Source organism: Pradoshia sp. Z5_111, from assembly GCF_058267535.1.
Window position 1 is genome coordinate 355,342 of the sequence record NZ_JBZCPQ010000004.1, and the last position, 13,287, is coordinate 368,628.

The 13,287-nt window shown below is 36.4% G+C and carries 16 protein-coding genes; 3 read left to right on the forward strand and 13 right to left on the reverse strand.

The features are described from left to right. Window positions 1-162: 162 nt before the first annotated feature. Window positions 163-552 carry a DUF7147 family protein gene (locus tag AC4D4A_RS11240; protein ID WP_490995979.1) on the forward strand — a complete coding sequence of 130 codons (390 nt, stop codon included), beginning with the start codon at window positions 163-165 and terminating at the stop codon, window positions 550-552. Between the two features lie 34 nt (window positions 553-586). Here AC4D4A_RS11240 and AC4D4A_RS11245 read toward each other — a convergent pair whose 3' ends face one another. The 5 genes from AC4D4A_RS11245 to AC4D4A_RS11265 all read right to left on the reverse strand — a co-directional run bounded on the left by AC4D4A_RS11245 (window position 587) and on the right by AC4D4A_RS11265 (window position 3,788). After that, window positions 587-859 (reverse strand): YlbG family protein, encoded by a 273-nt coding sequence (locus AC4D4A_RS11245; protein ID WP_066100758.1) that lies wholly within the window; start codon window positions 857-859, stop codon window positions 587-589. A 395-nt stretch (window positions 860-1,254) separates the two neighbouring features. Then, window positions 1,255-1,692: a YlbF/YmcA family competence regulator gene (locus AC4D4A_RS11250; protein ID WP_490995980.1), complete on the reverse strand. Its 438-nt coding sequence runs from the start codon at window positions 1,690-1,692 to the stop codon at window positions 1,255-1,257. Between the two features lie 193 nt (window positions 1,693-1,885). Then, window positions 1,886-2,125 carry a YlbE-like family protein gene (locus AC4D4A_RS11255; protein ID WP_490995981.1) on the reverse strand — a complete coding sequence of 80 codons (240 nt, stop codon included), beginning with the start codon at window positions 2,123-2,125 and terminating at the stop codon, window positions 1,886-1,888. Between the two features lie 18 nt (window positions 2,126-2,143). Beyond that, window positions 2,144-2,545 (reverse strand): spore coat protein YlbD, encoded by a 402-nt coding sequence (ylbD, locus tag AC4D4A_RS11260; protein ID WP_490995982.1) that lies wholly within the window; start codon window positions 2,543-2,545, stop codon window positions 2,144-2,146. 178 nt (window positions 2,546-2,723) lie between these two features. Then, window positions 2,724-3,788: a CAP domain-containing protein gene (locus AC4D4A_RS11265; RefSeq protein ID WP_490995983.1), complete on the reverse strand. Its 1,065-nt coding sequence runs from the start codon at window positions 3,786-3,788 to the stop codon at window positions 2,724-2,726. 272 nt (window positions 3,789-4,060) lie between these two features. Between AC4D4A_RS11265 and AC4D4A_RS11270 the strand changes: the two genes are divergently transcribed. Beyond that, window positions 4,061-4,426, forward strand: a complete 366-nt coding sequence (locus AC4D4A_RS11270; RefSeq protein ID WP_490995984.1) for a YugN family protein — start codon at window positions 4,061-4,063, stop codon at window positions 4,424-4,426. A gap of 42 nt (window positions 4,427-4,468) precedes the next feature. On the opposite strand, the gene AC4D4A_RS11275 is transcribed toward AC4D4A_RS11270, so the two are convergent. The 8 genes from AC4D4A_RS11275 to cyoE form a co-directional block, all read right to left on the reverse strand. Then, window positions 4,469-4,966, reverse strand: a complete 498-nt coding sequence (locus AC4D4A_RS11275) for a hypothetical protein (protein WP_490995985.1) — start codon at window positions 4,964-4,966, stop codon at window positions 4,469-4,471. Between the two features lie 170 nt (window positions 4,967-5,136). Beyond that, complete coding sequence (locus AC4D4A_RS11280; protein ID WP_490995986.1) at window positions 5,137-5,604, reverse strand: DUF420 domain-containing protein; 468 nt, start codon at window positions 5,602-5,604, stop codon at window positions 5,137-5,139. Between the two features lie 108 nt (window positions 5,605-5,712). After that, window positions 5,713-6,594, reverse strand: coding sequence for a cytochrome c oxidase assembly factor CtaG (ctaG, locus tag AC4D4A_RS11285; RefSeq protein ID WP_490995987.1), 882 nt, complete (start codon window positions 6,592-6,594; stop codon window positions 5,713-5,715). Window positions 6,595-6,717: 123 nt separating this feature from the next. Beyond that, the gene (gene ctaF, locus AC4D4A_RS11290; RefSeq protein ID WP_066100781.1) at window positions 6,718-7,050 is read right to left on the reverse strand and encodes a cytochrome c oxidase subunit IVB; all 333 of its coding nucleotides are present in this window, start codon (window positions 7,048-7,050) and stop codon (window positions 6,718-6,720) included. Between the two features lie 6 nt (window positions 7,051-7,056). Continuing rightward, the gene (locus AC4D4A_RS11295; RefSeq protein ID WP_066100784.1) at window positions 7,057-7,689 is read right to left on the reverse strand and encodes a cytochrome (ubi)quinol oxidase subunit III; all 633 of its coding nucleotides are present in this window, start codon (window positions 7,687-7,689) and stop codon (window positions 7,057-7,059) included. Continuing rightward, complete coding sequence (ctaD, locus tag AC4D4A_RS11300; RefSeq protein ID WP_490995988.1) at window positions 7,689-9,569, reverse strand: cytochrome c oxidase subunit I; 1,881 nt, start codon at window positions 9,567-9,569, stop codon at window positions 7,689-7,691. Before ctaD ends, AC4D4A_RS11295 begins: the two co-directional genes overlap by 1 nt. A gap of 33 nt (window positions 9,570-9,602) precedes the next feature. Then, window positions 9,603-10,670, reverse strand: a complete 1,068-nt coding sequence (gene coxB / locus AC4D4A_RS11305; protein ID WP_490995989.1) for a cytochrome c oxidase subunit II — start codon at window positions 10,668-10,670, stop codon at window positions 9,603-9,605. 90 nt (window positions 10,671-10,760) lie between these two features. Then, the gene (cyoE, locus tag AC4D4A_RS11310; protein WP_490995990.1) at window positions 10,761-11,723 is read right to left on the reverse strand and encodes a heme o synthase; all 963 of its coding nucleotides are present in this window, start codon (window positions 11,721-11,723) and stop codon (window positions 10,761-10,763) included. Window positions 11,724-12,233: 510 nt separating this feature from the next. Between cyoE and AC4D4A_RS11315 the strand changes: the two genes are divergently transcribed. Further along, the gene (locus tag AC4D4A_RS11315) at window positions 12,234-13,178 is read left to right on the forward strand and encodes a COX15/CtaA family protein (protein WP_490995991.1); all 945 of its coding nucleotides are present in this window, start codon (window positions 12,234-12,236) and stop codon (window positions 13,176-13,178) included. Window positions 13,179-13,287: the final 109 nt, after the last annotated feature.

Consider the following 13,287-nt stretch of genomic DNA (forward strand, 5'->3'; position numbering starts at 1 on the left):
TAACTGCCACCTATTTCCACAGTGAATAAGTTTCAAAAATAACTAATTTAATTAAAAGACCAGTTGATGCGAACACTTATTGGGATACAGTAATATTCCTGATGTACTTGACCGGATTATGATACACTTATCAATATCCGATTTACAGGAGGAAATACAAGAATGAATCAACGTTTTATAGAATTAGGACCCGGATATTCTGACCTTTATGAGCTATTGGAATTAGCAAAGGCTAATCAATATCGAATCAATCATTTTTTAAGCTTACAGTCAGATGGACCCAGCGGTAAAGTCATGTCGTTTGTATTGATTATGAAAAAATCAAGCTATGGCGATTTCATCCCAATTTATATTTGCAGAGAAGGAATACCTGTCCTAGATAATAAGCCAAGCAAGCGTTATGAACTATTTGACCAGGCAGCTAAGGAGCAAGGTAAAGAAATTATAACGTTGGAAGTCAGACATTCATCTACTTTTGCTGATCCTGACCTTTATTATCAGTATTTAATAGGTATTCTGCGCATGAATCGTTTTTTACCCCCATGGCAATAAAGAAAAACCGGACCCATCAGGATCCGGTTTTTCTTTAAATACCTATTCTATATTCTTCCTTTTCTTTTTCATGCTTTTTACTCTCAAATTCAGTTTTAATAAAAGGTTTTTGAGAAAATTCAACTTTTTTGACAAAAGCATAGGAAGATAATTTTTCTGAAACTGCTTCTATTTCGTCCATATTTACATATAATACGGCATATTTTAATTTGCGGGAAACATAATGCAGATTGCCTGTTTTACGCAGAGTTTTCACTTGTTTTAGACTATGTAGCCAAACAATCAGGCTTTGCCTTTCTACAAACATATACATACCCCTTTAGGATGCAATTTATATTTAGTGTACCATATTACTAAAAGGTGTATCAATATTTAGAGAGAATGGTATGTAAGATCTACTGAACAAATCGGAGAGATTTGCATCCAACTGAATTATATCCTTGGCAAGACTGCCTTATCAGAATTTATAACAAAAATGATTGGAGTACTTTAAATGAAACAGCATAGTTATATCTAAGTACGCAATAGAAAAGATACCAGCTCCACTTTCCTATGGAGGATCGAATAGGTTTATCATACACCCTTAATACTTGTTTCTAAAAAAACGTTTATTTTAGTTTTACAGAATTCTAATGTCGGCCATATACACAAAAAGACAACCCCATTTGATTCTGGGATTGCCCTTTTTTTATCTCGTTCCCGTTAGGAACATCCACAACTTCCCCCGCTGCCACAACCTCCGCTACAGGAGGATTCAAAAAACGGATTTCCTGTCGGGACTTTTATATGAGGGGATACTGAATGACCAATCAGCATACTAATTTCATCAAGTATTTGCTGTAAGTTTGTTTCAGCCAGTTTATATTCAATAATAGATGGATGAAGGTCCATTTCCCTTTTAGCCTCACGAATTGCTTTAGAGACAGTTCGATAATCCGGATGGTATCTTCCGAAACGCTGTACTTCCTCGTAAGCATCCTTTAAAGAATTAAACGCTTGAATTTTTTTCTGGGCCATTTGATCCTTCTTCATCTGATGTAAACTTAAAAAGTATTGCTTAGCTATATCTGAGTTCATTATATCTTTAGCCAATTGTTCAGCTTGGTCAATGATTTCAACCGTTTCAATAGTAGCAAGCATAAAAATACTCACCTCCAACCTTATCATACCACGTAATATCCAAGGATGCTATAACTTAGAAATATTATCCACCTATAAAAGTAGCAATTATGGCTTGTCCCCTATTACTTTGGTAAGTAGAAGAAGTAATTCGCAACTAAACCTCCCTTACTTCATCTACTCTTACAGAATGTCCTCATTTCTTTAAACAACGTTATTCACCATTATTCATTGATTGAAACATTGAAACCATCATTGAAGCCATTTGAACGCTGTTTGAAAGCTGATGAACCCGATCCGGAATCGTTTTTTTAAAAAAGTACTTAGCTTCAGTATCAAATTTCGAAAAATCCTGTGGATTTCTGCACAAACGTCTGTACCAGATTGGTTGTTGCCTCAAAAAACTCAGTAAATCTTCATCTGCCTCAATTAATTCATAGATATCTTGTCTCAAACTCTCACTCCTATCTACCTAATCTTGCCGAAATTTGAAAGGATGATTATTCTGGACGGGAGGTGGTGCACTTTCTGATTGTCCGGAAGATTGAAATTGAGAGATGACTCCCTGAACCACTCCTAAAACCTGACTAAAATTCCCAATTTGTTTTTGGATTTGATCAGGGTCCATTTTTTTAAGTTGATTAAAAAGCTGTGAAATAAACTCGCCCTTATCTGTTTTTTCAGTTTCTTCCTTCATATTTTTTTCCTCTTTATATTCATTCCACACTTCATCCTGATCACCAAGCAAAGACCAATCTTCATAAATTTCCTGCCATGTTTTCTTACCCATCCTTACATCTTTTACGATTTTCGGATTACTCTTAAGAAAAAGCTTAAAATTCTGGACAGAAGGATGCAATTTGGAATCATCCATTTAATTTCACCTCACCACATGACATACGCCTAGGGTAGTATATGTTTCGATAGATAGATAAGTGATGCATATTTCCAAAGAATTCCGTGCATAGACTTCATTTATATAAATAATATTTACACACAAAAAAAGAGCACTGAGGAGAAATACTTTCCTTCAGTGCTCTTTTTTGTATCATTTAATCAGTTAACGCAACAAAGTTTTGTGTATAGTATCTTTTATATACTCCCACACCAAGGTGCGTAAAATCTTCATTTAACATTATATCTCTGTGCCCTTTACTATTTAACCATCCTTCAACAGCCGCAATTGCATCTGTATACTGAGCAGCTATGTTTTCGCCAGCTGAATAGTAAGAAACACCGCCTTCCTTCAGACGATCACCAACATCTTTATCATCGGGTGATACATGATCAAAATACTCATTCACCATCATGTCTTCGCTATGTTTAAATGCCACAGCAGAAATTTTTTCATCAAATTCAAGGGTACCTAAGTCAAAACGTGTTCGAATGATGTTTGTCAAATCAAGAATTTGCTGCTGACTTCCTTCTTCAACCAGCTTCCATTCTTCATCCGTTAACTCTTCAGGTTCATGTAATTCTCCACGGTATGTCAGCTCATATGGCTTATGCATAATCAATGTCTTTGCATCCATAAACCGCACGCCTGATACCTGACCGAGAATTTTATCCAAATAAACCTGAGCATACATATCTCCAAACTTGATTAGAGGGCGATAATGAAGATCTTCTTCCGACAACTCAAAACGATATTCAGTGCCTTTCCAGTTCATTTCAATATAACTATTCATATTCAATTCCTTATATAAGGACTCCACTGTTTGATCAATAAAGAATGGATATAAATTAACATCTTCTGCTGAACTGTATAGGGTTACAATTTTTTTATCCTTTTCGTTTACGCCAAATTGTATATACTTACTTAATGTATCATTATAGATCCACCAATTATATCCATAAGCTGAAGGATCAATACGATCAGGCTCCCCGTATTCATCCAGTAACTGATTACTAGTTTTACCAATCCATTTAGATACACCCTGTTCAGGTCTGGATTCATTATCTGTTAACTCTCTAATCTTATCAGAAGTTTCCATGGTATTTTCATTAACGGAATTTTGATCAATGATAGCTGTATTTTCTTTGACATCATCTTTAACCGTAACATAGATGCCGAAGATTATTATTAAAATTAAACTAAAGAAAACCCTAAAGACCAATTTCAGAGGTGGTCCCTCCTGTCATTCTTACTTTATATTTTTTTATTATACCATTAGAATTCAAACAAACCTATCACTTAGATGTAAACAATGAAAAATAAGTATAATATAAACATTTTGAATAGCAAATTGAACGAATTTACCTTTCTGCCTCTATAAAAGAACAATTTATTGCAGATAAGGTAAATTAATACTAAAATTAAAATGAGAATTTCCAAAACTTGTTTCATACTGAAAAAGGCATTTTCTAAAAGGGGATAGGAGGAAATAAGATGAGATTTGAAAATACAGGACTTGAAAAATACCAAGTGAACCTAAACAGACTGGATGAGGTCATGAGTGAGAACGGTTTAGTCAGAGCCGAACAATGGGATTACGAACGCGTTTCCTACGACAAGAAATATGAATTAAGGGATGGTACTTTCTATTTACGCGTCTTTGGATATGCGGTCGAAGGTGACGTGGGTGCACATCGCGCAACCATACAACTCATGACACCAGTCCTTGGGAAGCATTATTATCCACATGGTGTCGAATATGGAGAAACAGAGAAATTTCCAACATCTCTTCAAAAACAATGCGAGACAGTTCTTGCGGCAGTGAAAGCTGAACTCGATATATTTGTAGAAGTGGAATAAAGGTTAACAAATAAGCCTGCAGATTGTGTGATTTCCGCAGGCTTATGTTATTTTTCTTTTCATTAAATAATAGTCTCCCTCCACTCTCTCTGCTTTAAAACCGTACTTTTTTAAGGTCTCCTTATAATAAGAACGCTTATCTCCTATTTCTGTTTGGATCATTTGGGCAATTCCTATTTTATGAATATAATAGAAAAAGCCCTCCATAACTTCAGAAACAAACTCTTTTTCTGTCTGAGCATCTGTAAAGCTTAAAGAAAAGGTTAAGTTTTCACCTTCTCCCTCCAACTCCAATTCTCCAATGAATTTTTGGCTTTGCAAATCAATAATAAAACAGATCCACCAACCTGCATCCCCACCTTCCAATTCATATAATTCTATTAAAAGAGGAAGTATACATTTCACTCGGTCAGATGGGAAAGATTCAGGAACAATTACCGGCGATACCATTTTGAAATCATATGGGTACAAAATAAGAGACTTTGCCAATGAGATGGAACAGGGGAAGATAAGAATGCGATTAGTTCTAATTTGTTTCATTACCGCACCTCCGATTAATTGCCTCTAAATAAAACCTATGATAAACATCAGCCATTCCTGAGAAAATATTTAACTACACCATTTTTACGACTCATGTAAAAGAAAGAAACGAAAAAAGGTCATCTCTAATTCTATGAGACGACCCGTTTTACCTATGCAACTTTTATTTTTTATGAACCAATAATCGCTTTAAACACACTTGTTGTTTTACCACCTTCGTATATTACATAAAGCAATAAATATACAGTGACACCAGCAACCGCGTTCACCATCCAAATGACACTTGTAGGCGGAGCAATTTTTCGATGTTTCTCAATCTTCCCTTTAAAACCATAATACAGACTGATAATCCCCATTACGGCTCCAATTGTAGCCAATGTAATATGTGAGATTAAAAAGATTGTATAGTAAATTTTTATTGAATCAGGTCCTCCAAATGCCGTGTTCCCTATAAATAACGTTCTGCTTGCATAAATAATAAAGAACACAATTGCAAAAATAGCTGCCCAAAACATTAATTTTTCGTGGACCTTTATATTCCCTTTTTTTACTTGCCATACTCCAAAGCCTACAAGGATTGCGCTGATTACGATACAAGCCGTGCTGATCGTAGGCAGGACTGGTAATGAACTGCTCATAATGGTGGAACCTCACTTTACTTATTCTGTTAACTCTATAATTGTAAAATATTAAATTTTAAAACTCAAATTATAATACAGTATTCACTAAAGTTTCACTTTTATTAATTAGTTCCCTAAGTGCGGATTCGCTTCCATAAAACGTTCTGTCTCTGCATCCGCCTGTTTGGTATCTTCTTTAAACCAAGTGAAGAAAGTTGTAGCCAGGATAATTCCATATACTATTTCTTGAATTATTTTCATAATGACACCGCCTGTTTGCTGATCTTCAACAGCCGGCATATTGATAAACATTTGAGGACTGCTTAAGTCCAATGCGGATAAGGTACCGGCAGGAACACACAGTTTCATTGCCTCCATCCACACAGCTGGATCTGCATAAGTTGCATACATGGGATCTTTAGAAAAGATGATAAGCGCACAGGCCGGTGTAATTAATATTCCATTGGCAAAAATATAGCCAATTTTCTTTAATCCTGATAATCTTTGGCTTTCTTCAATTTTATTAACTAGATGCCACCACATGAACAGCGAGGAAATAAACAATACCACAGTGAAAAGCCCATGAAGCAACATATTGACTTTGACGATATCAAAAATGGATGGAACATGGTAAAAAGAAAACAGCCCATTAAAGAAAATCAAAGTGATTAATGGTTGTGTAATCATTAAAAACCATTTTTTAAATACGAACTTTTTTAGTAACCAATCAGGCAATCCCAATAGAAAAAATGGCGGAATTACTAAAAATAAAAAAGCCATTTGAACCATATGAACTGTGAAAGAAAGATGTCCCAACAAATCTATTGGCGAACCCTTTATCATGTATAAAAGAATCATAGCTATCGAGAAGTATACAGCTTCTTTCTTTTTAAATTGGTCACCTGCTTTAAAATAGGTGATATAAAAATAGAAGGCTATGATCAATAGTGTCACGAGGAACAGGTAAGGACTCCACAGGGCCCTAAATCCAAATATATCTAATTCCATTTATCTCACCTCATAATTAGTTTTCCTGCCCAGAAATTCACAAGAAAATATCGAATAACCCAGAAATCATATAGTTCTAGTTTCTAAAAAAAATCGGCTTAACAAGTTAAGCCGATTCCATCTTTAAATCCACACAATTAATACAAATGCAAGGATAGTAGTCACACCGATCAGTAACCCGGTATACATAAATCCTGCCATCGTTCCATGACCTTCTTTATTCATATGCATGAAATAATAGAGCTGAAAAATGACTTGGATTACTGCAAGCAACAAGATGAATGGTAAAACGAACCACTTGGAAAATCCATCATAACCTACTGCAAAGAACGCAATTAAGGTAAGAAAGATCATCATAATAAATGTAATAACCTGCATCTTCATATCTTCCGCATTTTTCTTACGTCTATATTTAAGAGCTTCCTTACTAAGATGTGTTTTAGGTTGATTTTCCATTTAACATCACCCCACCATTCCCATTAAGTAAACGACTGTAAATATGAATACCCATACAACATCGATAAAATGCCAGTACAGACTCGCAACATAAAATTTCGGTGCATTATACAGATTTAAGCCACGTTTCGAATTACGGAGCATTAAGGTAATAATCCACAATAATCCAAAGGTAACATGGGCACCATGGAAGCCGACTAATGTGTAAAAGGCGGATCCAAATGCAGAACCTGTAAATGTATGATGGTATTCATGCACATAATGATTAAATTCGTAAATCTCTAAGCCCAGGAAAGCAGCCCCTAATAAAACAGTGATTAACAGCCAAAACTGCATTTGTTTAAAATCATAGTTTCTCATATGATACATCGCATAGACACTGGTTAATGAGCTGGTTAACAGCAGCATAGTAGCAATAAACGCCAGTGGCATATCAAATAAATCTTTGGCTAGAGTCATTTCCTTATTAGGTGGTACACTATCTTTCAAAGCTAAGTATGTTGCAAATAATGAAGCAAAAAGCACTGTCTCTGCAGCGAGGAAAAGCCAAAAACCTAAAAATTTATGCTTTCCGTCATCTGTGTGTTTCTCAGGGTGAGATGGCCATGTTTCTGGTGTGAATTTTTGCCCTGCATTCATTACACCTCAACCCCCTTATCATTTTTAGCATTAGGAGATACCAAATCTTCTTTGTGGATATGATATCCATGATCATCTTTAACAGAACGGATGAGCATCGCTGTAAAGGTAATTAACAAACCAATCACCATTACCGGAACTGTCCATTCTTTATCCGTTGCATTATAAAGCGCCCCAAATGCAGCAACAAACAATCCAAAAGAAATAATAACAGGAAGAATTGAATTGTTAGGCATATGGATATCACCAAGAGGTTCAGCCGGTGTCATCGCATTTCTGCCTTCCATTTTTTCAAGCCACCATGCATCATATCCTCTTACTAATGGTAATCTTTCAAAGTTGTATTCAGGAGCCGGTGAAGAAATTGCCCACTCAAGTGTACGTCCGTCTTGCCATGGGTCATTACCGACTTTAACATTTTTAACTGAAGTAACTACGATATTAACCAATAATATAATGACTGCTACAGCCATCATGAATGCACCGACAGTAGATATTAAGTTGCCATTATCCCATCCCTGTCCGTCCAAATAAGTGAAAACACGTCTAGGCATTCCCATTAATCCAAGGAAATGTTGAACAAAGAATGTTAAATGGAATCCGATTAGGAATAACCAGAATGTGATTTTACCCATGAATTCATTCAATACTGTACCGAATATTTTTGGCCAGTAAAAATGTGTACCTGCCAACAAGGCCAGCACTACTCCACCGACGATAACATAGTGGAAATGGGCAACAACGAAATAGCTATCATGATACTGATAGTCAGCCGGAGCTGCGGCATTCATAATTCCCGTTACTCCACCCATTACAAAAGATGGAATAAATGCAACGGCGTATAACATAGGGGTCGTAAACGTAATCTGACCACCCCACATCGTGAAAATCCAGTTGAAGATCTTTATACCAGTCGGAACAGCTATCGCCATTGTTGCTACTGCAAATATCGCATTTGCGACCGGTCCAAGACCAACCGTAAACATATGGTGAGCCCATACCATGAAGCCTAGGAAACCGATTAAAATGGTTGCAAAGACCATAGATGAATATCCAAATAATCTCTTTCTTGAGAATGTTGGAATAATTTCAGAGAATATTCCGAATGCCGGAAGAACCAAAATATATACTTCCGGATGTCCAAAGATCCAGAATAAATGTTCCCAAATAATTGTATTTCCACCCAAAGCCGTTACAAAGAAACTGGAACCAAACATACGGTCAAACATCATTAGTGTCAAACCAACTGTAAGCGGCGGGAAAGCAAATAGAATTAAGGCAGATGCCACAAATGTTGTCCACGTGAAAAGCGGCATACGCATAAACGTCATTCCAGGTGCTCTCATATTAATAATCGTGGCCAGGAAGTTAATTCCCCCTATTAACGAGCCCATACCTGATATCTGAAGTCCAAGTATGTAAAAATCTATACCGTGACTTTCAGAAGCCAACGATAGAGTTGCATAAGATGTCCATCCTGCATCAGGCGCTCCGCCCATAAACCAGGATAAGTTTAAAAAGACTCCTCCAAAGAAAAACAACCAAAAACCTAATGAATTTAAAAATGGAAATGCTACGTCTCTAGCACCGATTTGCAGCGGCATAATCGCATTCATAAATCCAAGCAATAAAGGCATGGCGGCAAGGAAAATCATGGTTGTTCCATGCATGGTAATAATTTGGTTAAACATTCCACCGCTGATAAAATCATTCTCTGGCTTTACAAGCTGAATTCGTATAAACATTGCCTCAAGCCCACCCAGCAAGAAGAAAAATCCACCTGCAAAGATATAGAGCTTGGCAATTTTCTTATGGTCAACAGTCGTTAAATAATCCCAAACGACACTAAGAAACCCCTTTTTTTGAGCAATAGTACTCACGTTTTAACCTCCCCTTTGAAAACTAGCAAACTCTTATTTTTGCGATAAGGTTTCCAGGTACTTAGTAAGCGCATCGATTTGTGAATCAGAAAGCTCTCCGTAAGTGTCAGTCATTTTGTTTCCTTCTTTAACTGACTCCGGATCCTTAAGCCACTTCTTCACATTTTCTTCATTATTTTCCAAATAACCCGCTACTACTTCACGATCAGCAAAGTTTGATAGATTAGGTGCTAATCGAGCCTGCTCCGGTCGCTGATCATTGGAATCGATCGCATGACAACCGATACAGCTTTTATTGAAAATTTCCTGGCCTTCCCTTGCTGTTGCATCAGTAAGTTTTACTTCCGTGTGCTTTGTTTCTTTCATGCTGGCTACCCATTGGTCAAATTCATCCCTTGGCAAAGCTTTCACTTTGAAATCCATTAATGCATGGGAAGCCCCACATAATTCAGCACATTTTCCATAAAAAATCCTGCCGGCTTCTTCACTTTTTCCATCATCAAACTCAAGCCAGAAGCTATTTTCTCCCTCTGTATTCGTATCAAGCTTACCCCCAGCTGAAGGAATCCAGAAGGAATGCTTTACATCTGACGCTGTTAAATTAAAGTAAACCTTTTCATCAGTTGGAACAACAAGTTCTTGCCCTGTCATGATACCTTCGCCAGGATATTCAAACTCCCACCAGTAATAATTAGCCCTTACATTTACAGTTAAGGCTGTAGGATTCCCATCCTTATCCTTTTCATCCTTGGCAGATACATCTGCAAAATCAAATGTATAATAAATCGTTGGAACTGCAAGGATGATTAATAAAACAATCGGGATAACCGTCCAAAGTATTTCTAATTTGTGGTTACCCTCAATTTGCTTAGGGATTGAATTATCTCCCTTTTTACGACGAAATTTTAAAATTGCAAGTACAAAAAGAATAACAACAACAATGATTACCAATACCATAATGGCAGTACTGAGTATCATTAAATCATACTGTTTCTTCGCTACCTCACCTGCTGGATCCAATGCTGATAGATACGGCTTTCCACAACCCGAAAGTATTAGCATCAAAACAGCAATTAAGGATGCAATGCGCCATTTTTTCATAGCAAATAATTACCCCTCTTTCGTAAAAAATTTCTTCTTTCCAAAGGAACATCTTATATATTGAATTTCTTTAAGAAAGAACCCCCAATGTTAAAAACGATTAATTAAAGAAACAATGACCATTGCCACAAAAGAAATAGTCATATAGTTTAATGAATAAATGAACATCTTATTGGCCCACTTTAAATCTTCTTCTTTGGAAAACTCCTTTTTTAATGAGAATCCCTTTAAAGTTAATATAAGCCACCCTATATTAAGAATTGTTGCCAAAACTACAAAAGAAACCCCGATTGGTTTCAGTATAAATGGAATTGGAAACAATAATGCTACCCATATAAGCATATGAATCTTCGTTTCTTTAAATCCTTTTACTACAGGCAGCATAGGAATTCCAGCCGCTCTGTATTCCTCCGTCCGCTTCATAGCCAATGCGTAGAAATGTGGAGGCTGCCAGACGAACATTAATAAAAATAATCCCCAGGCAATAGGATGTAATCCTGGATCAACGGCGGCCCACCCGATTAGTGGCGGTATAGCACCCGAAAAACTGCCGATTACAGTATTTGAGACAAACCGTCTTTTGGACCACATTGTATACAGCAATACATAGGCCAATACCCCAATTAACCCCATAAAAGCTGCCATTGGAGTAGCCATTAATAGAATCAATAATCCAGTTACCACAAGTGCCAGACCCATATACAAAACTTTTATAGGGTTCACCTTACCAGTAACTGTTGGGCGCTTCTTTGTACGAGACATAAACACGTCGATATCCCGATCTATGTAATTGTTTAAGCTGCCAGCGCCTGCTATTATTAGTGCTGACCCTACAATACCATATAGAACGAGATCAAGATTTCCAAGGAAACTCTGGTCAGTAAAATACAGACCGAGCCAAATACCTGCAAAAACAGTAATTAAATTTGAATTGACGATGCCTACCTTTACTAATACCAAAAAGTCCTTAAATGCTGTACTGTTCATATCTTTCTCCACGTCTAGTCCCTTCTGGTTTTCATACGAGGTCTGCGATGCCGGTTTAGGTTTCATGCTGTTACCTCCTATCTGAATAGTAGATTTCCAAACTTTTAGTTTCAAGCGATATATTCACAATTTATAACAGTGATATTTATATAGAAAAATTTGCCTAATATATATTTAAACACAGATTACACTTCTATTGTGAAAATAATTTGTCCATTTTTTGTCATAAGTGTGACCTAATCATTATATAGTGGTAATTTTATCCTGTAAATATATTTTTGTAACATTGTAAGTATGAAAACCTTATTTAACCAATTAAATCCCCTCTCTATTTCTAACAAACTCTTCTTTAAGTTTCAACTATAAACAATTACATGAATTTTCAATTATCACTAAATAAATAATTTCTTTGACTATTTAGAAACTTTTCTTTGAAATTATTGTAAAAATTATTTATGATATGTTAGTAATGATTATCAAACTTTGTAATATTTACCTCATTATACGGTTCCATTTATTAGGAAACAAATGTTTAAGCTTACTATTTTATAAAAACAAAGCAGGTGTTAGATTTACATGCAAAAATCTTTGAAATGGTTTGCCGTTATGACTTCCTTTGTCATGCTTGTGATCTTAATCGGCGGTGCGCTCGTCACAAAAACAGATTCGGGTTTAGGATGCGGACGCTCCTGGCCACTTTGCAACGGAGAATTGATTCCCACAGATATCACGCCCGCACTACTAATCGAATTCGCACATCGTCTTTTTACCGGCCTTGGATCCTTCATGGTAGTTGGATTAGCAATCTGGTCATGGAAAGCCATTGGACATATTAGAGAAACCAAATTTCTTGCTCTCCTGTCTATTGCATTTCTAATCATTCAGGCATTGCTGGGAGCTGCCGCCGTCGTTTGGAGTCATTCTGATTTCGTGCTGGCTTTGCATTTTGGGATATCACTCATCTCTTTTGCCGCCGTTCTACTTTTAACTTTACTTATTTTTGAAGTTGATAAAAAGTTCGATGCGGAGAAGCTGATAATCCCGAGGAAAATGTCTATTCACATTATCGCTCTATTTATTTATTCCTATATTGTTATCTATACCGGTGCGCTGGTGCGTCACGCAGAAGCAAGTCTCGTCTGTCCGGAATGGCCCCTTTGTTTTAATGATGGTACTATAGTCCCTCATAATATGTATCAGTTCATTCAAATGGGGCATCGTGCTGCTGCAGGCCTCATATTTATCTGGATTTTATATATTTTCGTCTATACTTGGCGCAATTATCGCCATATAAAAGTTTTATACTGGGGATGGACGCTCTCCCTTATTCTTGTCAGTTTACAGGTTATAGCAGGTGCTTTTATCATTTATACCCGTTTAAACCTGTATGTAGCCCTCTTACACGCCATATTGATTTCTTGTTTATTTGGAGTTTTTTCCTATTTTATCCTACTTGTAACGAGATCACGGAAAAACAAAGCTGCAGAAGCCTTGAATCCATCTGATAGGAAAACAAGCTGATTAGACTGTATAAAATCATCCTTTTGCATCACATTATACAAACCAGGGAAATAATCCAGAACATAAAAAGGAACGTGAGTTAAAAATCCACGCTCCTTTTTACTGTGTT